Origin of the sequence: Mesorhizobium sp. C268A, from assembly GCF_040324475.1 — a bacterium.
Taxonomy (GTDB): Bacteria; Pseudomonadota; Alphaproteobacteria; order Rhizobiales; family Rhizobiaceae; genus Mesorhizobium.
This window is the reverse complement of record NZ_JAMYVX010000001.1, coordinates 4,588,026-4,609,717: the sequence shown is the minus strand read 5'-3', so window position 1 is coordinate 4,609,717 and position 21,692 is coordinate 4,588,026. Positions and strand designations below refer to the sequence as shown.

Sequence of the window (21,692 nt, the reverse complement as noted above, 5' to 3'; positions counted from 1 at the left end):
ACCACCGACATGGCCAGCCGGGCCAAGGCAACGATCCTGGACATCGCCCGCGAGGCTGGTGTGTCCAAATCGACGGTGTCGCTTGTGCTGCAAGGCTCAGGGCTGATCCGGCCTGAAACCGCGGTCAAGGTTCGCAAGGCGATCGAGGATGTCGGCTATGTCTACAACCGCGGCGCCGCCAATCTGCGCAAAGCCCATTCCAACGTCATCGGCATGGTCATCAACGATCTCACCAACCCCTTTTTCGCCGAGCTGGCGGTCGGCATGGAGCGCGTCTTCCAGTCAGCCGGCATCGTGCCCTTCATCGCCAACACCGCGGAGAACCCGGTGCGCCAGGAAGAAGTGCTGAAGTCGCTGATGGAACAGGGCGTCGCAGGCCTGATCGTGTCACCGGCGCGCGGCACCACGCCGGGCGCCTTCCGTCGCCTCGAGATGGCGGGCGTGCCGGTCGTCTTCGCCATGCGCCGCCTGCCGGACAGCCGCATCCCGGTGATCGCTCCTGACAACCATCGCGGCGCGTATCTCGCCGCCGCCCATCTGATCGGCAAGGGCCATCACCGGCTGGCCTTCTTCGGCGGCACCTCCGACCTGGTCGTCTATCAGGAGCGCCTGGGCGGTTTTCGTGAAGCTTGCGAAACATTGGGCATCGCCAGGCGCGACGTGCTTGTCGTCGAAGGCGAGACCAGCCGCAGGGGCGGCATCGCGTGCCTGGAAACCGCCCTTGCCATGGCCGAGCCGCCGACGGCGGCGCTGTGCTTCAACGACGCCGTCGCCTTCGGCGTCATGCTGGCGCTGCGCAAGCGCGGGCTGGAGTCCGGCGCGGACTTTGCCGTCGTCGGCTTCGACGACGTGGTCGAGGCCGAGCATTATATGCCGGCGCTGACCAGCGTCTCGGTCGACACACCCGGCCTCGGCGAACGCGCCGCCCACGTCATGCTGAAGATGATCCAGTCGCGCACCACGCATGCCGAGGACCATATCGGCGCCGTCAATCTGGTCGTCAGGGACAGCTGCGGTCCCGGTCGCCGAGCCCAGAACACATCAGCAGGAATGGGAGACGCAGCATGAGCGTCAGATGGGGACTGATCGGCGCCAGCACGATCGCCAAACAGTTCATGATCAACGCAATCCGCGCGCAAGAGAGTGGCGAGATCGCGGCGGTGATGAGCTCCAGTCCGCAGCGCGCCAAGACTTATGCCGCGGAACAGAATATTCCGCTTGCCGTCTCGACGCTGGACGACCTGCTCGGCGCCGAAATCGACGCCGTCTACATCTCGACCACCAATGAACTGCATCTCGAACAGGCATTGGCTGCGATCAAGGCGGGAAAGCATGTTCTGTGCGAAAAGCCGCTGGCGCTGAACAGCGCCGACGCGCGCACAATGGTCGCCGCCGCCAAGGAAGCCGGTGTCGTGCTTGGCACCAATCATCATCTGCGCAATGCCGGCGCCCACCGCGCCATGCGCGACGCCATATCAGCCGGCCATATCGGCAAGCCGATTGCCGCGCGCGTCTTCCATTCCGTCTATTTGCCGGAAAACCTGCAGGGCTGGCGCATTACCAAGCCTGAGGCCGGCGGCGGCGTGGTGCTCGACATCACCGTGCATGATGCCGACACGCTGCGCTTCGTGCTCGGCGACGACCCGGTCGAGGTCTCCGCCTTCACCCAGTTGGCCGGCATGGCCAGCAGCGGGCTGGAAGACGGCGCCATGTGCATCTGGCGCTTCGGGTCGGGCATCATCGCCCAGTCGCATGAAGGCTTCACAACCAAGTTCGCCGATACCGGCTTTGAGGTGCATGGTTCCGAAGGTTCGCTGATCGCAAAAAATGTGATGACGCAGAAGCCGGTCGGTTCGGTGCTGCTACGCACCGCCAAGGGCGAGGAGGAACTGAGCTTCGACCGCGAAGACCTCTACGTCAGGTCGCTGCGCCAGTTCCATGCCGCTATTAGCGGCGCGGGCCAGCCCTCCGCAACCGGCGAGGACGGCGTCTGGTCACTAGCCTGCGCCGAAGCAGCGTTGCTGTCCGGGAAATCCGGCAAGGCGGTTGCCATCGAGCCGAAACTCGGGAGCGCCAAGTGAGCAAGCTCGTCTCCGCTCAGCAGGCCGCCAGCCTCATCAAGGACGGCATGACCGTCTCCGTCTCGTCATCGAGCGGCCTCGGCTGCCCGGATGCCGTGCTGGCTGCCATCGGCGAGCGCTTCGACGCTGAAGGCCATCCGAAAAATATCACCACGCTGCATCCGATCGCCGCCGGCGACATGTATGGCATCAAGGGCATCGACCATCTGGCTAAGCCTGGCCTATTGAAGCGCACGCTCTGCGGCTCCTATCCCTCGGGCCCCTCCTCGTCCGAGCCGCCGCAGATATGGAAGATGATCGGCGACAATTCGGTCGCCGCCTACAATGTGCCGTCCGGCATCCTGTTCGACATGCACCGCGAAGCTGCCGCCAAGCGGCCGGGCGTGCTGACCAAGGTCGGCCTTGACACTTTTGCCGACCCGCGCCACCAGGGCTGCGCCATGAACGCGGCTGCAAGCGAGCCGATCGTCTCGGTGCAGCAGTTCGACGGCGAGGAATGGCTCTATTTCCGCTCGATCGTGCCCAACATTTCGATCATCCGCGCCACCACCGCCGACGAGCGCGGCAACCTGACCTATGAACATGAAGGCGCCTATCTCGGCGGCCTCGAACAGGCGCTTGCCGCGCGCAACAATGGCGGCATCGTCATTGCGCAGGTCAAGCGCGTCGTCGAGAACGGCACGCTGAAGCCGCATGACGTGCGCGTGCCCGGCGTGCTGGTAGACCACATCGTGGTGGCGCCGGACCAGTTGCAGACGACGCTGACGCCTTACGACCCGGCGATTTCGGGCGAGATCTTCCGCCCGCTGTCAAGCTTTCGCAACGCCGAAATGAACATCCAGAAAGTAATCGCGCGCCGCGTCGCCATGGAGTTGCGCGATGGCATGGCCGTCAATATCGGCTTCGGCATCTCGGCCAACGTGCCGCGTATCCTTCTCGAGGAAGGCCAGCACGGCAAGGTCACCTGGGTGATCGAGCAGGGCGCGGTCGGCGGCGTGCCGCTGCTCGACTTCAAGTTCGGCTGCGCTTCCAACGCCGAGGCGATCATGCCCTCGCCGCACCAGTTCATCTATTTCCAGGCCGGCGGCTTCGATGCCTCGCTGCTCTCCTTCTTGCAGATCGACCGCCATGGCTCCGTCAACGTGTCGAAACTCTCGGCCCGGCCACATGTCACCGCCGGGGCCGGCGGCTTTGTCGACATCACGGCACGGGCGAAAAAGATCGTCTTCTCCGGCTTCTTCAATGCCGGCGCCAAGCTTTCGCTCGCCGATGGCGGCATCCGCATCGACGCGGAAGGCAAGGTCAAGAAGGTCGTCAACGAGGTCGAACACATCTCCTTCTCCGGCAAGCGCGCCGTCGCTCAAGGCCAGGACATCACCTACGTCACCGAGCGTTGTGTGATGAAGCTGACGCCGAACGGTCTGATGGTGACGGAACTGGCGCCCGGCATCGACCTCGAACGCGATGTGCTGGCGCAGTCAGAGATTCCGCTCGGCATCGCCAACGATCTCAAGGTCACGCCGGCGGCTCTCTATCAGGACCGGCCGATCGGCCTGTCGCTGAATGGTGGCGCTTCTCTCGGAGGCGCGCATGGCTGAGCGCCTCGTCACCTTCGAGCAGGACGGCGCCATCGGTATCGTCACGCTGCGCCGGCCGGAGAAGTTCAACGCGCTGGACATTCCAATGCTGCGCGCGCTCGAGACAGCGCTCGACGAAGCCGAAATGGCTGAAGGCGTGCGCGTCGTGCTGATCCGCGGCGAAGGCAAGGGCTTTTGCGCCGGCGGCGATGTCGAGGCCTGGGGCGAGATGAGCGCCGCCGACTTCCAGGTGCAATGGGTGCGCTATGGCCACCGCGTCTTCGACCGGCTGGCCAGGCTTCGCCAGCCGACCATCGCGGTGCTCTCCGGCCATGCGCTGGGCGGCGGGCTGGAGCTGGCAGTCGCCTGCGATTTTCGTGTCGCGGAAACGCAGGTCAAACTCGGCTTCCCCGAAACGTCCATCGGCGTCGTCCCCGGCTGGTCCGGCACGCAGCGCGCGGTGCGCCGCCTCGGTGCCCAGGTCGTGCGCCGCATGGCGCTCGGCGGCGAGGTCTTTGTCGCCACAGAGGCGCTCGCCCTCGGCATCGTCGACCGGGTGGTCGAGACCGGCCAGGCATTCGCAGAGGCCAAGGCCTGGGCACAAAAAATCGCCGAGCGCGGGCCGCTCGCAACCGAAGCCGCCAAGCTGATGATCGCGGTCGCCGAGGGCGAGGAAAGTGCCGCCACCGAGGCGCTCGCCAGCGGCTTCGTTGCGCTGACCGGCGACCTCAAAGCCGGCGTGAGCGCCTTCAAGTCCAAGCAGAAGCCGGCCTTTTCAAGATCCTAGAGAAAGCATGATGAACGCACCGCTCAACATTTCCATGCCGGCCGAGGCGTCCAAGGCGCCGAAGGCTTACAAGCTCCTGATCGACGGCAAGCATGTCGATGCCCGTGACGGCCGCACGATTGCGCGCAACAGCCCCGGCCATGGCTTCACCGTTTCGCGCTATGCGCAGGCCGGCGAGGCCGAGGTGGAGGCGGCCATGCAGGCCGCGCACAAGGCATTCGAGACCGGCCCGTGGCCGCGCACGAAGGCGGCCGAGCGCGCAGCCATCCTGCTCAAGACGGCCGACCTGATCGAGGCCCAGCTCGAAGACATCGCCCGCCTCGATGCGCTGGAATCCGGCAAGCCGATCGCCCAGGCGCGTGGCGAGATCGGCGGCGCCGTCGACATCTGGCGTTATGCCGCCTCGCTCGCCCGCACGCTGCACGGCGAGAGCTACGCCAATCTCGGCGACGCAATGCTGGGCGTGGTGCTGCGCGAGCCGATCGGCGTCGTCTCTATCATCACCCCGTGGAATTTCCCGTTCCTGATCGTCAGCCAGAAACTGCCCTTCGCGCTCGCCGCCGGCTGCACCGCGGTGGTCAAGCCGAGCGAAATGACCTCGGCCTCGACCTTCGTGCTCGGCGACATCCTGATGCAGGCCGGCCTGCCCGCCGGCGTCGTCAACATCCTGGCCGGCCTCGGCGCGGATGTCGGGGCGCCGATGGTCAGCCATCCGCTGGTGGAAATGGTTTCTTTCACCGGCTCGACCCGCGTCGGCAAGATGACCATGGCTTCCGCCGCGCAGTCGCTGAAGAAAGTCTCGATGGAGCTCGGCGGCAAGAACGGCCAGATCGTCTTCCCCGATGCCGATCTCAAGGCAGCCGCCGATGCGGCTGTCTTCGGCGGCTTCTTCAATGCCGGCGAATGCTGCAATGCCGGTAGTCGGCTGATCGTGCATGAAGCCATCGCCGACGATTTCCTCGCCACTGTCAAGGCCCTGACCGCCAAGGTCACGGTCGGCGACCCACTTGACGACCTGACTAAGGTCGGCGCGATGGTATCAGCCGATCATCTGACCAAGGTCGCGGGTTACGTCGCGGTGGCAGCAAAAGACGGCAGCAATGTCTATTGCGGTGGCGGCCAATTGGCGTCCAATGCCGGCCAGTACCTCGATCCGACCATCATCCGCGGCGTTACCGAAGACATGGCTATTGCGCGCGAGGAAGTGTTCGGCCCGGTGCTCTCCGTGCTGACTTTTGGATCGATTGAAAAGGCGTTGCACATCGCCAACAACACGCCCTATGGTCTGTCTGCAGGGGTGTGGAGCGCCAGCATCGACACTTGTATGTCGGTGGCGCGTGGTGTGCGTTCGGGGACCGTTTGGGTGAACACATTCATGGAAGGCTTTCCCGAGTTGCCATTCGGGGGCTACAAGCAGTCCGGCATCGGACGCGAACTCGGCAAACGCGCTGTCGAGGATTATACCGAGGAAAAGACAATCCAGTTTCATCGCGGCCAGCGCACCGGTTGGTGGGTCGGCTGAGTTTGGAAGAACCCGGTGGGCTTCCACCGGTCGTGTAATGCAACAAGGGAGGTAGTACATGTTGCGCAAACTGCTTATCGGAACGGCTCTTGCGACGGCCTTTGCTTTCTCGGCCCATGCCGAGGACGTCAAGGAAGTGCAGATGCTGCATTGGTGGACGTCGGGCGGCGAAGCGGCTGCTCTCAACGTCCTCAAGGGCGACCTTGCCAAGGAAGGCTATGCCTGGAAGGACGTGCCGGTGGCCGGTGGTGGCGGCGACGCCGCCATGACTGCGCTGAAGGCGATGGTCGCGGCCGGAAATTACCCGACCGCGTCGCAGATGCTCGGCTACACCGTGCTCGACTATGCGGCGGCCGGCGTCATGGGCGACCTGACCGAGACGGCGAAGAAGGAAGGCTGGGACAAGTCGGTTCCGGCAGCCCTGCAGAAGTTCTCCGTCTATGACGGCAAGTGGGTCGCTGCTCCAGTCAACGTCCACTCCGTCAACTGGCTGTGGATCAACAAGGCGGTGATGGACAAGATCGGCGGCACCGAGCCAAAGACCTTCGACGACTTCGTCGCCCTGCTCGACAAAGCCAAGGCGGCTGGCGTCATCCCGCTCGCCCTTGGCGGCCAGAACTGGCAGGAAGCCACCATGTTCGACTCGGTTGTGCTGTCGACCGGCGGACCTGAGTTCTACAAGAAGGCCTTCAACGACCTCGACGACGAGTCCCTCAAGTCGGACACGATGAAGAAGTCGTTCGATAACCTCTCCAAGCTCGTCACCTATGTCGACCCGAACTTCTCGGGCCGCGACTGGAACCTTGCCACCGCCATGGTCATCAAGGGCGATGCCCTGGTGCAGGTGATGGGTGACTGGGCCAAGGGCGAGTTCAACGCCGCCAAGAAAACGCCGGGCACCGACTTCCTGTGCTATCGCTTCCCGGGCACGGAAGGCTCGGTGGTCTACAACTCCGACATGTTCGGCATGTTCAACGTTCCGGACGACCGCAAGGCCGCCCAGGTCGCGTTGGCCACCGCCACCCTGTCGAAGAGCTTCCAGTCGGCCTTCAACGTCGTCAAGGGTTCGGTTCCCGCCCGTACCGACGTTCCGGACACCGACTTCGACGCGTGCGGCAAGAAGGGCATCGCCGACCTGAAGGCTGCCAACGAAGGCGGCACACTGTTCGGCTCGCTTGCCCAGGGCTATGGCGCGCCTCCGGCGGTCGCCAATGCCTACAAGGACGTCGTTTCGAAGTTCGTCCACGGTCAGATCAAGACCTCGGACGAAGCCGTGACCGAACTGGTCAAGGCAATCGACGACGCCAAGTAAGCCCTGGCCAGCAAGACACCTTTCCCGCTTCGGCGGGGAAGGTTCGCCTCAGGATTGGCCGGCTGGCGCAATTCCAGGAAAAGTGTGAGCGGTTTTCCGGCCGGAATTGCGTAAAAGAAAGAGTTAGAGAGGTTCGCCGTTTCCGTGAAACGGTGAAACCCTCTTGAACACCATGCCGACCAGAGACCCGTATGCACGGGGCCGCCTTGCCTCCTGACGGCAGAGCACGGACGACCCTAACGGGAGGAGCCTCATGAGCAGTGTAGCGACGACCCAGATCAAGCTGACACCCGAGCGGTCTCGCCCCTCCGTGCGCGCGCGATTGCAGGACGCGCTGCCGAAGATCGTGCTGGCGCCGAGCTTCGCCATCACCATCGTCTTCGTCTATGGCTTTATCCTGTGGACTGTCTATCTGTCCTTCACCAATTCCAAGACCTTCCCGTCCTATGTCATTACCGGACCACGCGCGTATCTACGGCTGTGGGCTGGACGTTCGACTCCGACCCGCCATCGAGCTGGTACACGTCGATCGTCAATATGGGCATTTTTGGCTTTCTCTACATCGCCATCTGCCTGGCGCTCGGCCTGTTCCTGGCCATCCTGCTCGACCAGAAGATTCGCGGCGAAGGCGTGTTGCGGCCGATCTATCTCTACCCGATGGCGCTGTCCTTCATCGTCACCGGCGTCGCCTGGAAATGGTTCCTCGACCCCGGCCTCGGTCTTGAGCAGACCTTGCATCAGTGGGGCTGGACGAGCTTCCATTTCGACTGGATCAAGAACAAGGATTTCGTCATCTACACGGTGGTCATTGCCGGCGTCTGGCAGGCCTCCGGCTTCATCATGGCGATGTTCCTGGCCGGCCTGCGCGGCATCGACGGCGAGATCATGAAGGCGGCGCAGATCGACGGCGCCACCACCTTCCAGCTCTATCGCCGCATCGTCATTCCGCTGCTGCGGCCAATTTTCCTGTCGGCCTTCATCGTGCTCGCGCACCTTGCCATCAAGTCCTACGATCTGGTGGTGGCGCTGACCAGCGGCGGCCCCGGTGGCTCGGCCTGGCTGCCGTCCAACTTCATGTATGAGTACACGTTCAAGCGCAACGAAATGGCTGTCGGCTCGGCCAGTGCCGTGATCATGCTGATGACCATCGTTGCCATCATCGTGCCTTATCTCTATTCGGAACTCAGGGAGAAGCCGCGATGAGCGCTGTCGCCACCCCTGCCCGCCCCGCTGCTTCCCAAAATGCCTCCGGCGGCATGAGCACCAAGACCCTCAACCGCATCGTCATCTACGGGCTTCTGGCGCTGTTTGCGCTGTTCTATCTGATGCCGCTGTTCGTCATGCTGGTGACCTCGTTCAAGACCATGGACGAGATCCAGAACGGCAACATGCTGGCGTTGCCCACGGCGCCGACCTTCGACCCGTGGCTGAAGGCCTGGGGCGAGACCTGCGTCGGCCTCACCTGCGCCGGCATCAAGGGCTATTTCTGGAACTCGATCAAGATGGTGGTTCCAGCCGTACTGATCTCGACCATGCTCGGCGCGCTCAACGGCTACGTCTTGACCAAATGGCGTTTTCGCGGCGCCACGCTGGTGTTCGGGCTGATGCTGTTTGCCTGCTTCATTCCGTTCCAGTCGGTGCTGCTGCCGATGGCGACCATCCTCGGCAGCCTGGGACGTTTCGGCGTGAAGCTGCAGAATGCGACGGGTACGAGTTTCGGTCTCGGCAATCCGACGGTCAACCTGGTCTTCGTCCATGTCGTCTACGGCATCGGCTTCACTACACTGTTTTTCCGCAACTATTACGAGGCATTCCCGAACGAGCTGATCAAGGCCGCACAGGTCGACGGCGCCTCCTTCTTCCAGATCTTCCGCCGCATCATGCTGCCGAACTCGATGCCGATCTTCGTCGTCACCGTCATCTACCAGTTCACCAACATCTGGAACGACTTCCTGTTCGCTTCGGCTTACGCCGGCACAGGCGACTCCATGCCGATGACGGTGGCGCTCAACAACGTCGTCAACACCTCGACCGGCGTCGTCGAATACAACGTCAACATGGCGGCCGCGATGATCGCGGCTCTGCCCACCCTGATCGTCTATGTCGTCGCCGGCCGCTATTTCGTGCGCGGGCTGATGGCTGGCGCGGTCAAGGGCTGATCAATTCGGAAGGAACGACCATGGCTTTTCTGGAAATTGATGGGCTGAAGAAGCGCTTCGGGAATGTCGAGATCCTGAAGGGCATCGATGTCGAGCTCGAAAAGGGCGGCTTCCTGGTGCTGGTCGGCCCGTCCGGCTGCGGCAAGTCCACCTTGCTCAACACGATTGCCGGCCTGGAGCAGATCACCGAGGGCGAAATCCGCGTCGACGGCCGCGCCATCAACGATCTGCACCCATCCAAGCGCGACATCGCCATGGTGTTCCAGAGCTATGCGCTCTATCCGAACATGACGGTGGCCGGAAACATCTCCTTCGGCATGGAGATGCGCGGCGTGCCGGCCGACGAACGCCAAAAGGCGATCGACAAGGTGGCCAAGGTCCTGCAGATCGGCCACCTCCTGCAGCGCAAGCCGAGCCAGCTTTCCGGCGGCCAGCGCCAGCGCGTCGCCATGGGCCGGGCGCTGGTGCGCGACCCCAAGCTGTTCCTGTTCGACGAGCCTTTGTCCAACCTCGACGCCAAATTGCGCGTTGACATGCGCATCGAGATCAAGCGCCTGCATGCCACCACCGGCACAACCATTGTCTACGTCACCCACGACCAGATCGAGGCGATGACGCTGGCGACCAAGATCGCCGTCATGCGCGACGGCGAAGTACAGCAGTTCGGCACCCCGGCCGAAATCTACAACAATCCGACCAATTTGTTCGTCGCCGACTTCATGGGTTCCCCGGCGATGAACCTGATCCCGGCGACCATTGCTACATCGGGCAATGCGCTGTCCGTCGTGTTGGAGCGCGAGGCGCGCGAGCCCATTACGCTGCCGATGGCCAATGCGCCGGCGGGCCTGTCGGCGTTCCAGGGCAAGCCGATCATCTTCGGCGTGCGCCCGGAAGCGCTGACCGATCCGGAAGGTGCGGAACGCAACGCCTCCAACATTGCCACTGCCGACCTGCACATCGAAGTGGTCGAGCCGGCGGGGTCCGATACTTTCGCGGTGACCAATCTCGGCGGCAAGGGCGTGGTGGCGCGGTTGCGGGCCGACGCCAACATCCAGCCGGGCACCAGCACGCCGCTCGCCTTCAACCTGACCAAGGCCGTGTTCTTCGATCCGGCGACCGAACACCGCATCCGCTGATCGAGATGGTCAGCCCCGATATCGTCATCATCGGCTCCGGTATCGGCGGCGCTACGATCGCCTCCGGTCTGGCGGGCAGCGGTGCCTCGATCCTGATGCTGGAGCGCGGTGAGCCCTTGACGGCAACGCCGCATGCCCGCGACACGCGCTCCATCTTCGTCGACGGCCACTACCGTCCGAAGGAGATGTGGCGTGAGGCCGGCGGTGCGGCCTTCAACCCCGGCAATTACTACTATGTCGGCGGCAATTCGAAATTCTACGGCGCGGTGCTGATCCGCTACCGCAAAGAGGATTTCGCCGCCATGGAGCACTTCGGTGGCGTCTCGCCGGCATGGCCGTTTTCCTACGATGAATTCGAGCCTTGGTATTCGAAAGCCGAGCAGCTGTTTCGCGTCCGCGGCTCACTCGGCGAGGACCCGACCGAACCGTTCCACTCGGTCCCCTATGCCTTCAAGCCGGTGCCCGACGAGGCGCCGATTGCGCGCGCGCGCGCCGAGTTGAAGGGACTGGGCCTGCACCCCGCCTCGCTGCCGCTCGGCGTCGACATCGACACCTGGCTGAAAGAGGGCAAGACCGGCTGGGACGCATTCCCCAACACCGCCCAGGGCAAGGTCGATGCGCAGACCGGACCGTTGACGGCTGCACTTAAGGACAGCAATATCCGACTCGAAACCGGCTGCCATGTCGAATATCTCGATGCGTCGTCCGACGGCAAAAGCATCGCTGCCGTTCACTACCGTCAGAATGGCGAGCTGAAGAAAGTCGCGCCGAAGCTGGTCATCCTGTCCGCCGGCGCGGTCAATTCCGCCGTCATCCTGCTGCGCTCGCCTTCACCAGATGGCAAAGGCCTCGCCAACCGCTCCGACCAGGTCGGCCGCAATTTCATGAACCATAATTCGAGCGCCATGCTGGCGATCGATCCGCGCCGCAGGAACGACAGCGTCTACCAGAAGACGCTGATGCTGAATGACTACTATCTCTCCGACGGCAAAGGCGGCAAGCCGCTCGGCAACGTCCAGCTGCTCGGCAAGATCGACGGCAACATGTTGAAGGCCAACGTCAAACGCGTGCCGAAATTCGCGCTCGATTACATGGCCGGTCACGCCGTCGACTGGTATCTGATGTGCGAGGATCTACCCGATCCGGAAAGCCGCATCATGGTTGACGGCAAGGACATCGTCATGCAATGGCGGCGCTCCAACATGCAGTCGCTGGACGGGCTGACCAGGGTGATGCGTGAGAACTTCCGCGCCTGCGGTTATCCCATCGTGCTGTCGCGTCCCTTCGACAAGCGCACGCCCTCGCACCAGTGCGGCACGGTGAAAATGGGCGACGATCCGGCGACGTCGCCGCTCGACCCTTTCTGCCGCGCCTTCGACCACCCGAACCTGTTCGTCGTCGACGCCAGTTTTCTGCCGAACTCGGCCGCCGTAAATCCGGCGCTGTCGATTGCGGCACAGGCGCTGCGCGTGGCCGAGCATATTCGCCGAACGGACCTCGCGGCATGACCCGCCCTGCAGCCATCGTCACCGGCGGCGCGCGCGGCATTGGACTGGCCTGCGCCGAGGCGCTGGCCGGGGCCGGCTTCGACATTTTGATCGCCGACCTTGCCGAACAAGCGCCGGACGAACTGGCCGCCAACATCACCGTACGGGGTGCGGAGTTCGCCTATGTCCGTTGTGATATCGCCAACCTCAAGGATCACACGGCCCTCGTCGACGCCGCCATACGTGCCTTCAGCCGCATCGACTGCCTGGTCAACAATGCCGGCATCGGCGCCGTGGTGCGCGGCGATCTGCTGGAGCTGAAGCCCGAGAATTTCGACCGTGCGCTGGACGTCAATCTGCGCGGCACAGTCTTCCTTAGCCAGGCCGTCGCCAAGGCGATGCTGGCGGCTCCCAGCAATCATCCGCGCTCGATCATCACCATCACCTCGGTCAGCGCCGATATGGCCTCGCCGGAACGCGCCGACTACTGCATCTCGAAAGCCGGCCTTTCGATGTGGGTGAAGAACCTGGCGCTACGGCTTGCGCCGGAAAACATCGGCGTGTTCGAACTGCGGCCGGGCATCATTCGCACCGACATGACCGCGAGCGTATCAGCCAAATACGACGCGCTTATCGACAGCGGCCTGGTGCCGGCAAAACGCTGGGGCGAAGCATCGGACATCGGCGCCGTGGTGGCGACGCTTGCCGCCGGCAAGCTCGGCTTTTCCACAGGCTCGATTATCAATGTCGACGGCGCGCTCTCCGTGCCTCGACTGTAGGTGGATAGAGTTATGACCGACTACATCATCGTAGGTGCCGGCCCGGCCGGCTGCGTTCTGGCCAACCGGCTGAGCGAGGATCCAGCGAATTCCGTGCTGCTGCTCGAGGCCGGCGGCAAGGACTGGCACCCCTACATCCACATGCCGGCGGGCTTTGCCAAGATGACCAAGGGCATCGCTTCCTGGGGCTGGTCGACTGTGCCGCAGAGGCACATGCAGGACCGCGTCTTCTGGTATACGCAGGCGAAGGTGGTCGGCGGCGGCTCGTCCATCAATGCCCAGATATACACGCGCGGCAACGCCCGCGACTACGACGCATGGGAGAAGGAAGAGGGCCTCGCGGGCTGGGGCTATCGCGACGTGCTGCCCTATTTCAAGCGCGCCGAGAACAACCAGCGCTTCGCCAACGATTTTCACGGCGACCAGGGGCCGCTCGGCGTGTCGAACCCGATTTCGCCGCTGCCGATTTGCGAGGCCTATTTCCGCGCCGGCCAAGAGATGGGCATCCCCTTCAACCCGGATTTCAACGGCGCTAGCCAGGAAGGCGTCGGCTACTACCAGCTGACCCAGAAGGACGCCCGGCGCTCATCCGCTTCGGTCGCCTATTTGAAGCCCATCCGCGCCCGCAAGAACCTGACGGTCCGAACCGATGTGCTGGTCACCCGCATCGTCGTCGAGAAAGGCCGCGCCATTGGCGTCGAGATCGTCGACAAACCCGGCGGCGAGAAGACCATCATGCGCGCCGAGCGCGAAGTGATCGTCTCGTCCGGCGCCATCGGTTCGCCGAAGCTGTTGATGCAGTCGGGCATCGGCCCGGCTGATCACCTGAAATCGGTCGGCGTGACGCCGGTGCATGATCTGCCCGGTGTCGGCTCCAACATGCAGGACCATCTCGATTTGTTCGTTATCGCCGAATGCACCGGCGACCACACCTATGACAACTACGCCAAGCTGCACCGCACCGCGTGGGCCGGCTTGCAGTATCTGCTGCTGAAGAAAGGGCCGGTCGCCTCCAGCCTGTTCGAGACCGGCGGCTTCTGGTACGCCGATCCGACCGCCGCCTCGCCCGACATCCAGTTTCATCTGGGACTCGGCTCCGGCATCGAGGCCGGCGTCGAGAGGTTGAAGAACCCCGGCGTGACCTTGAACTCGGCCTTCCTGCGCCCGCGCTCGCGCGGCACGGTGCGGCTGAGCAGCGCCGACCCGGCCGACCACCCGCTGATCGATCCCAACTATTGGTCGGACCCTTATGACCGCGCCATGTCGATCAAGGGCCTCAGGCTTGCGCGCGAGATCATGCGGCAGAAGGCGCTTGCACCTTACGTGTTGCGCGAGGTGCTGCCCGGACCATCGCTCGCCAGCGATGACGAGCTGATCGACTATGCCTGCCGCACCGCCAAGACCGACCATCACCCTGTGGGCACCTGCCGCATGGGCCATGACGATATGGCGGTGGTCACACCGGACCTGCGCCTGCGCGGCATCGAGGGCCTGCGCGTCTGCGATGCCTCGGTGATGCCGCGCGTGCCTTCCTCCAACACCAATGCGCCGACCATCATGGTCGGCGAAAAAGGCGCGGACATCATCCTCGGCCGCGAGCCGCTTCCGCCGGCGGTGTTCTCCGGCAATCGGGCCGCATAGCCACTTAGGAGAACGAACCAATGATCAGACACTGCGTCTTCGTACGCTTCCGCAGCGATGTGCCCGCCACCGAGCGCACGGCAATCCACGCCGATCTCGAAGCACTGCGCTCCGTCGTCGACGGCATGGACACGGTCCATTTCAGCACCAATGTCAGCCCGGAGCCGTTCGCGCGCGGCTTCAGCCATGCCTTCACCATCGACTTCCGCGATGCCGCCGCCCGCGACGCCTATCTCGTGCATGAAGCGCATCAGCGCGCCGGCGCCCGATTGGTCGCAGCGCTCGAAGGCGGCACCGACGGGCTGATGGTGTTCGATCTCGACATTACGAAAAAGTGACCGCGCTTCTTTCGAAAGCCGGCTGACGCCTGTTCTCTTTTGCGCCCCAAGGAACATATCGTTCCCCGGGGGCGTTTAGGAGGAACGTCGTGGCTCTCACCGCGCAGAAGAAGAAAACCGTCCTTGCCTCCTTCCTCGGCTGGACGCTCGACGCTTTTGATTTCTTCCTTCTGACGTTCCTGCTCACCGATATCGCAACCGAATCCAACACTGACGTCCCGGCAGTCTCCAAAGCGTTGTTCCTGACGCTGGCGACACGCTTCATCGGCGCCTTCTTCTTCGGCAGGCTGGCCGACAAATATGGCCGCAAGCCCATTCTGATGCTCAACATCGTAAGCTATTCGGTGATCGGCGCGCTGGCTGCCTTCTCGCCCAATCTCGTGGCTACGCGCTGGCGCTGTTTGCCGGCGTGGTCGCCGTCTGCATCATCGTCGTCATCCGCTTCAGTCCGGAACGGCGCGGACAGGTGATGACGGTGCTCGGCTGAAGTATCAGGCTCTCAGCCCAGTCTGAGGGCCACCACACCGGCAACGATGCTGAGCGCGGCGGCGCCGCGCCAGCCTGTCATTTTCTCGCCGAGCGCGAAAACCGAGATCATCATGGCAAACAGAATCGACGTCTCCCGCAACGACGCCACCGAGGCGATCGGCGCCTTGGTCATCGCCCACATGACGATCCAGTAGGCCGCGCCGCTGAGCACGCCGGTGAACAGGCCTGCTTTCCAGTCACGCGCCAGCACGGGCAGCGCCTTGGGCCCGCGAAAGATGAGGCACAGCACCAGCGCCCACGTGGCATCGCAGATGAACAGCCATGCGGCATAGCTCGTTGCCGTTGCGGCCAGCCGCGCGCCGCTGCCGTCGGAGAGCGTGTAGCTGGATATAAAGATCGAAGTGCCGAGCGCAAAGCCGACCGCCCGCACATTGATCCGCTCCAGATGCGCGCCGCCGCGAAACGACATCACCAGCGTGCCGGCCGACAGCAGCAGGATGCCGAGGATGGCGAAAGGCGCCGGCATCTCCTGCACCACGACAACGCCGCCGAGGGCGGTCAAAAGCGGCGCCGTACCGCGCGCCAGCGGATAGGTTTGGGCAAAGTCGCCTGCCTTGTAGGCGCCGATGAGGAAGGTCCGGTAGCCCATGTGAAAGAGCACCGAGGCGATTATAAAGGGCCATACCGCGGCCTTTGGAAACTCGACGAAGGGCAGCACGAACAGTGCGGCAAAACCCATGCCCAGCGTCATCAGCGTGATCGACAGGAAGCGATCGAGATGCACCTTGACCAGCGCGTTCCAGATCGCGTGCATGGCGGCGGCGGCAAGCACCGCGAAAAAGACGAAAAGCGTCATTGAGGGCTCACCGATCTCCTGAGCTCAAAGGCGTTTCGAGATCGATATCGATCCGGACCGGAAAATGGTCTGAAGCGATCTCGCCTATATCGGCACTGACCGAGCGCACACGGTCCGCGAACATACCGCCGACGAAGCAATGGTCGAGCCGGCGTTTTGCCACTTTCCCGTCGATCGTTTTCACATGGGTGTGGAAATCGGCAGCCGGCTCGCTAGCGACGGCAGCGGCATCAACAAAGCCGTCGAGATAAGCTGCCCCGCGATGATAGGGCGTGCTGCCGACGATGCGGCTGTATTCGGCGCTGCCAGGCTCCATGTTGAAATCGCCCATCCAGATCGCCGCCGTCGGGTTCTCCGGCTCGGCCTCGCCACTGGTCCAGTTGCGCGAAGGCTCATCGTCCGCGCCGCTCCACGGGCCTCCCTCGAACGGCGCGCGGCGATGCTCGGCCAAGAGATAGTCGATCTGCTCCAGACGCTCCTCCGCCGCGATATGGGCGAGATGCAGCGACAGGACCCTTACCGGTCCGGCCGGCGTGCGGATCATGCATTCGAGCGCGGCGTTGCGCGTGTTGAGCGGCCGCAGCGTGCGGCGCATGGGCAGCGCGTGCAGCCGCGACCAGGCGATCGGCAGCTTCGACAGCAGCATGGTGCCGAACTGGCGGCGGCGGTTGACGACCCGGCCGTCGCGCTGCTCACTGGCGTCCATGTCGAAGGCCGGGCCATAGACCCAGTAATAGCTAGGCAGCAGCTTGGACAGGACCTCCGGCTGGTCGTCCTCATTGGTGCGCTGCCAATGCCGCTCGACCTCCTGCAGCGCGATGATATCGGCGCCGTCGACCAGCTTGGTGCAGCGCGAAAGATCGTAACGGCCATCGCCGCCGAACCCGTACTGGATGTTGTAGCTGACCAGCTTCATTGCTTATCCGGCTCAATTTCGCTTTGGCAGTAGCGGTTCGGCAGACGGGTTGCAATGTACCGGCACGACGGCGGAACTGGGCCAGCGTCTATGATGTGGTCAGCGGCTGGAACCGGCCCGCCGGCGATGCCGCCAGTTCGGCCCAGTCGATCTCTTCCTCCAGCCGGTGGTAGGCTTCGTCGCCGATCGTGCCGTTGCTGCGCAACTCCTCGAGCGTGTCGCGCTGGCGGTTGATGGCATAGAGGCGCAGCCGGTCGTATTCGGTCGCGGCCTGAGCGTCCTCCGGGTTTTCCGCAATCAGGCGCTGCGCTTCATACTGTTCGCGCACGACGGCGGCGGCCGCAGATGTCTTGCGGCTCAGCACGTCCAGTGCTGCCTGCATGATGGCGACGCGCGCCTGCGCCACCTCATTGTCGACGGTTCTATCGGGGTCGAAGTTGATCCAGCGCAGCAGCGGCTTCAGCGTCATGCCTTGCAGCACCAGCGTGCCCAGCACCACCGCGAAGGCGGCAAGCACGATCGGGTCGCGGCCGGGAAAATCGGCCGGCAGCGCAATGGCCACCACCAGCGTCACCAACCCACGCATGCCGCACCAGCCGACAATGACGGCGCCGCCGAACGTCGGCAATTCCCGCCTTGCCTCTTGGCTGCCGAAGCGGGCAAGCCACCGGATGATCGCGACGTAACTCGCCACCCAGACAAGGCGCGCGACGATAACGACGACCAGCACCGTTGCGGCGAAAAGGAATGCTTCGCCTTGCCCGTCGCCGGCCAGCCTGCCAACGATCGTGCGTGCCTGCAGGCCCATCAGCACGAAAGCCAGCACGTTGAGCACGAACACCGCCGACTCCCAGACCGAATAGGTGCTGACGCGGCGTCTCGCCGACGACTGGCGCGGCGCCCTGCGCGCAATGGTCATGGCATAGACGACGATGGTGATGATGGCGGAAAGGCCGAGCCTGTCGGCGATGATCCACACGGCGAAGGTTCCGGCAAACTGCACCACCGTGCTGCTCGCCGCATCCTCGATGCGGCCGAGCGCCAGCAGCGAGACGCGGCCAAACAGATAGCCCGCGATCACACTGCCGATCGTTGCCAGCAGGATCACCGGAACGGCGTTGCTGAGCATGATCGTGCCAAGCGCGGCCGAAACCGCCAGCCGGTAGATCAGCAGCGCCGTGGCATCGTTGAGCAGGCTCTCGCCCTGCAGGATGGCGGTGATGCGGTGCGGTACCTTGAACTGGCTGAGCACGGCGGATGCGGCCACCGCATCCGGTGGCGCGACGATGGCGCCAAGCGCGATTGCCGCCGCGATCGGCAGGCCGGCCATCTTCCAGCCGACCAAGGCAACCACCACGGTGGTGAAGACCACGGCGCCCAGCGCGAGCAACGCGAGCGACAGCCGGTAGCGCTTGAGGTCGCGCAGCGACGTGTCATAGGCGGCGTCGAGAAGCACCGGCGCGATGAACAGGGCAAGCGCCAGCTCCGGATCGATCTCGATCGTCGGCGCACCGGGTACGAAGGCAATCGCGACGCCGGCCAGAGCCAGCAGGGACGGATAGGGAATTTCCAGCCGCCGCGACAGCGCCGTCAGCGCGACGGCAGCCAGAAGCAGGATGAGGGTAAGTTCGAATAGCGCCATGGCCCATCGTAGCGGCGAAGCGGCATCATGGGCAGTGGCTGGATGGCAAGATGCTGTTGATTGTCCAGCAAACGCCCGACCTTGGCAGGATACGGCCGTTCATCGCGCTGGCCTGATTCGACCGTCTCGGTTCCCTTGGGATGCTGCTTTTACTAGTGCAGCACCAGCATGTCGCTCGATGAAAACGATATCTCCGCCTTCTCGCCAACAGCCGGCGGTGGTGTGGCCGGGCTGTTGAAGGTGTCGAGCGACACCGTGTTGCCGCCGATGCCGACGCGAACGCGGATCACCGAGCCGAGGAAGTGCACTTCGGAGATTTCGCCCGACAGGCTTGAATCGCGACCGGGCTGGCGCCCTAGCGAAATCGCCTCGGGACGCAGCGCCAGCGACAGGGTGTCACCGGACTTCGAGCCGTTGAGCTTGCCCTTGAGCGAGACTTCCTGCGTGTTGACTTGCACCGTGCCGGCCGCGGCGTCAGTGACCTTGCCTTCGAGCACGTTCAGCGTGCCGACGAAATTGGCGACGAACTTGGTCGCCGGCCGGTTGTAGATCTCGAACGGCGTGCCGACCTGCTCGGCCTTGCCGCCATACATCACCGCGATGCGGTCCGAGATCGACAGCGCCTCTTCCTGGTCATGTGTGACGAAGATGGTGGTGATGCCGAGCTTCTTCTGGATCGAGCGGATTTCCTCGCGCAGCGAGACGCGCACCTTGGCGTCGAGCGCCGACAGCGGCTCGTCGAGCAAAAGCAGCTTCGGCTTCGGCGCGATGGCACGCGCCAGCGCGATACGCTGCTGCTGGCCGCCTGAGAGCTGATAGGGATAGCGGTCTGCCATCTGCGGCAACTTGATGATGTCGAGCATCTCGGCGACCCGGGAATCGATCTCTGCCCTTGCCATGCCGGCGACCTTCAGGCCGAAGCCGATATTTTGCGCCACGGTCAGGTTCGGGAACAGCGCGTAAGCCTGGAACACCATACCGACATTGCGCTGGTTGGGCTTCAGCCGCGTAATGTCCTTGCCTGCGACGACGATCTTGCCCGCCGACGGCTCTTCGAAACCGGCGACCATGCGCAGCACGGTGGTCTTGCCGCAACCCGATGGCCCAAGGAAAGATACGAACTCGCCCGGCTCGACATCAAGATTGAAATCTTCGACCACGGTGGTGGCGCCGAAGGATTTTCGCACATGCTGGATGGAGAGGAATGGTTCGGCCATGGCTTTTTCTTTCGATCAGTACTTTGTCGATCAGTTCGGGCGGTTCGCCGATCTCGGCGCGAAACGGGACAGGATCTGGATCAGCGACATACAGCCCCAGGTGATGGCGAAGGCGATGATGGCAAGCGCCGCCGGCTCATAGGCGCGGTTGGCGCCAACGTTTTGCAGATAGGGGCCGAAGGCGGGCCGGTTGAGCAAGCTGGCCATGGTGAATTCGCCAATGACGATGGCGAAGGTAAGGAAGGCGCCCGACAGCACGGCGATCAGCACATTGGGCAGGATCACACGACCAATGATCGTGCCCCAACCGGCGCCAAGGATCTGCGCCGCTTCGGTCAGCGTCCTGACGTCGATGGTGCGCAGTCCGGTATCGACCGCGCGATACATGTAGGGCAGCGCCAGCATTGCATAGCCGATGACCAGCAAGGCATTTGTGCCCATGTCGGTCGCCAGGAACGGCAGCGGCGAATTCGAACCGTACATCCTGATATAGCCGAAGACGATGACGATGGCGGGAATGACCAGCGGCAGCAGCGTGATGAACTCTACGATCGGCCGCAGTTGCGGCAGGCGCAGTCGAATCCAGTAGGCGGCGGGCACCACGATCAACACGCCCAGAATGATGGTGAAGATGGCGGCAAGCACTGAGTAGCCAAAGGTCGCCTGAAAACGAGGGTCGCCAAGCACGATCTGATAGGCGTCGAAGGAATAAGCGCCGCGCCGCATGCGCAAGGAAAATTCCACCGTCGCGATCAGCGGAATGAAGAAATAGGCCGCGCCCAGCCCGAAGACGACCCAGGCCCAGAATTTTCCGGACTTCATTTCAGCCACCTCTCCGAGCGCGTCCGGAACCAAATGTAGAAGACATTGGCCAGCCCGGTGATGACGATCATGCCGAAGGCGATCGCATAGCCGAGATGGGCATTGTGCAGCACGTCACCGCGTATCTGCGCATAGAGCAGGATCGGTACGATGTTGAGTGAAGAGCCGGTCAGCGCATAGGCGGTGGCGATGGCGCCGAAGGCATTGGCGAAGAGCAGGATGACCGTGCCGAGGAAACTCGGCCAGATCACCGGGATGACCACCATGCGCCAGTATTGCGTCTGGGTGGCGCCAAGCGTCGCCGCAGCCTCGCCCCACTCCTTCTTCAAGCCGTCGATCGCCGGCGTGATGATGACCACCATTAGGGGAATCTGGAAATAGACATAGGTCAGCGTCAGGCCCCAGAACGATAGGATGTTGAAGCCGTGCGCATAAATGTTGAGGCCGAACACGGTGTTGAGCAGCACCGTGGCGAGACCGAGGCGTCCGAGCGTGGCGATGAAGGCGAAGGCCAGCGGTACGCCGGCGAAATTGGAAGCCACGCCGGAGAATGTCAGCGTCGCCGAACGTATCCACTCCGGCAGGCCGCCGCGCACGATGGCGATGGCGATGCCGAGACCTGCGAAGGCGCCGATCAGCGACGAGGAAAGGCTGACCTTGAGCGAGATCCAGTAGGCGGCGACAATCGATGGCTGCGCCAGTGCTGCTATGTTTTCGAACGTGAATTCGCCGGCATCGTTCTGGAATGCACCCAGCATCAGATAGAGCGTGGGTAGGATCAGGAACATGATGGCGAAGATGAAGAATGGCGCAACGCCGAGCCATTGCGTCGGCAGTCGCATTGCACGCGCCTCGCTGGGGGGCGCGGTCTTCCCGGCAACTGCGTGATCGGAAAGCGAGATATCTGTCATGCGCCGGCTACCGTCTCCGA

General features: G+C 63.5%; 19 protein-coding genes and 1 pseudogene. 14 read left to right on the top strand and 6 right to left on the bottom strand.

Going from position 1 to position 21,692, the window contains the following annotated elements:
- The first annotated feature begins 9 nt into the window (after positions 1-9).
- The 14 genes and pseudogenes from NKL06_RS22455 (at position 10) to NKL06_RS22390 (ending at position 15,289) form a co-directional block, all read left to right on the top strand.
- A complete protein-coding gene (locus tag NKL06_RS22455) occupies positions 10-1,068 on the top strand; it encodes a LacI family DNA-binding transcriptional regulator (RefSeq protein WP_023691825.1) in 1,059 nt (352 codons plus the stop codon).
- On the top strand, positions 1,065-2,081 hold the full coding sequence (locus tag NKL06_RS22450; RefSeq protein ID WP_023691826.1) for a Gfo/Idh/MocA family protein: 1,017 nt from the start codon (positions 1,065-1,067) through the stop codon (positions 2,079-2,081). Before NKL06_RS22455 ends, NKL06_RS22450 begins: the two co-directional genes overlap by 4 nt.
- Positions 2,078-3,679, top strand: a complete 1,602-nt coding sequence (locus NKL06_RS22445) for an acyl CoA:acetate/3-ketoacid CoA transferase (RefSeq protein WP_023691827.1) — start codon at positions 2,078-2,080, stop codon at positions 3,677-3,679. Before NKL06_RS22450 ends, NKL06_RS22445 begins: the two co-directional genes overlap by 4 nt.
- Positions 3,672-4,445, top strand: coding sequence for an enoyl-CoA hydratase/isomerase family protein (locus NKL06_RS22440; protein ID WP_023691828.1), 774 nt, complete (start codon positions 3,672-3,674; stop codon positions 4,443-4,445). The genes NKL06_RS22445 and NKL06_RS22440 overlap by 8 nt, the downstream gene beginning before the upstream one ends.
- 10 nt (positions 4,446-4,455) lie before the next feature.
- Positions 4,456-5,967: an aldehyde dehydrogenase family protein gene (locus NKL06_RS22435; RefSeq protein WP_023691829.1), complete on the top strand. Its 1,512-nt coding sequence runs from the start codon at positions 4,456-4,458 to the stop codon at positions 5,965-5,967.
- A gap of 58 nt (positions 5,968-6,025) precedes the next feature.
- Positions 6,026-7,279: an ABC transporter substrate-binding protein gene (locus NKL06_RS22430; RefSeq protein WP_031207841.1), complete on the top strand. Its 1,254-nt coding sequence runs from the start codon at positions 6,026-6,028 to the stop codon at positions 7,277-7,279.
- 253 nt (positions 7,280-7,532) lie between these two features.
- Positions 7,533-8,482 (top strand): annotated as a pseudogene (locus NKL06_RS22425) (carbohydrate ABC transporter permease).
- Positions 8,479-9,438: a carbohydrate ABC transporter permease gene (locus tag NKL06_RS22420; RefSeq protein ID WP_023691831.1), complete on the top strand. Its 960-nt coding sequence runs from the start codon at positions 8,479-8,481 to the stop codon at positions 9,436-9,438. The pseudogene NKL06_RS22425 and the gene NKL06_RS22420 overlap by 4 nt, the downstream one beginning before the upstream one ends.
- A gap of 20 nt (positions 9,439-9,458) precedes the next feature.
- Positions 9,459-10,574, top strand: a complete 1,116-nt coding sequence (locus NKL06_RS22415; protein ID WP_023671180.1) for an ABC transporter ATP-binding protein — start codon at positions 9,459-9,461, stop codon at positions 10,572-10,574.
- A gap of 5 nt (positions 10,575-10,579) precedes the next feature.
- Positions 10,580-12,082 (top strand): GMC oxidoreductase, encoded by a 1,503-nt coding sequence (locus tag NKL06_RS22410; protein ID WP_023691832.1) that lies wholly within the window; start codon positions 10,580-10,582, stop codon positions 12,080-12,082.
- Positions 12,079-12,840, top strand: a complete 762-nt coding sequence (locus NKL06_RS22405; RefSeq protein ID WP_023691833.1) for a 3-ketoacyl-ACP reductase — start codon at positions 12,079-12,081, stop codon at positions 12,838-12,840. Before NKL06_RS22410 ends, NKL06_RS22405 begins: the two co-directional genes overlap by 4 nt.
- 12 nt (positions 12,841-12,852) lie before the next feature.
- Positions 12,853-14,481 (top strand): GMC family oxidoreductase, encoded by a 1,629-nt coding sequence (locus NKL06_RS22400; protein WP_023691834.1) that lies wholly within the window; start codon positions 12,853-12,855, stop codon positions 14,479-14,481.
- 20 nt (positions 14,482-14,501) lie between these two features.
- Positions 14,502-14,819, top strand: a complete 318-nt coding sequence (locus NKL06_RS22395) for a Dabb family protein (protein WP_023683219.1) — start codon at positions 14,502-14,504, stop codon at positions 14,817-14,819.
- A gap of 89 nt (positions 14,820-14,908) precedes the next feature.
- Positions 14,909-15,289, top strand: a complete 381-nt coding sequence (locus NKL06_RS22390; protein ID WP_023683218.1) for an MFS transporter — start codon at positions 14,909-14,911, stop codon at positions 15,287-15,289.
- A gap of 29 nt (positions 15,290-15,318) precedes the next feature.
- Here NKL06_RS22390 and NKL06_RS22385 read toward each other — a convergent pair whose 3' ends face one another.
- The 6 genes from NKL06_RS22385 to NKL06_RS22360 form a co-directional block, all read right to left on the bottom strand.
- On the bottom strand, positions 15,319-16,164 hold the full coding sequence (locus NKL06_RS22385) for an EamA family transporter (protein WP_023683217.1): 846 nt from the start codon (positions 16,162-16,164) through the stop codon (positions 15,319-15,321).
- A gap of 7 nt (positions 16,165-16,171) precedes the next feature.
- Entirely contained in the window at positions 16,172-17,080 is a 909-nt protein-coding gene (locus NKL06_RS22380) for an endonuclease/exonuclease/phosphatase family protein (protein ID WP_023691835.1), read from the bottom strand.
- An 88-nt stretch (positions 17,081-17,168) separates the two neighbouring features.
- Complete coding sequence (locus tag NKL06_RS22375) at positions 17,169-18,722, bottom strand: cation:proton antiporter (RefSeq protein ID WP_023704038.1); 1,554 nt, start codon at positions 18,720-18,722, stop codon at positions 17,169-17,171.
- Between the two features lie 152 nt (positions 18,723-18,874).
- On the bottom strand, positions 18,875-19,939 hold the full coding sequence (locus tag NKL06_RS22370; protein WP_023691836.1) for an ABC transporter ATP-binding protein: 1,065 nt from the start codon (positions 19,937-19,939) through the stop codon (positions 18,875-18,877).
- Positions 19,940-19,969: 30 nt separating this feature from the next.
- Positions 19,970-20,761 carry an ABC transporter permease gene (locus tag NKL06_RS22365; protein ID WP_023671171.1) on the bottom strand — a complete coding sequence of 264 codons (792 nt, stop codon included), beginning with the start codon at positions 20,759-20,761 and terminating at the stop codon, positions 19,970-19,972.
- Positions 20,758-21,672: an ABC transporter permease gene (locus NKL06_RS22360; RefSeq protein WP_023671170.1), complete on the bottom strand. Its 915-nt coding sequence runs from the start codon at positions 21,670-21,672 to the stop codon at positions 20,758-20,760. Before NKL06_RS22360 ends, NKL06_RS22365 begins: the two co-directional genes overlap by 4 nt.
- Between the last annotated feature and the right edge of the window lie 20 nt (positions 21,673-21,692).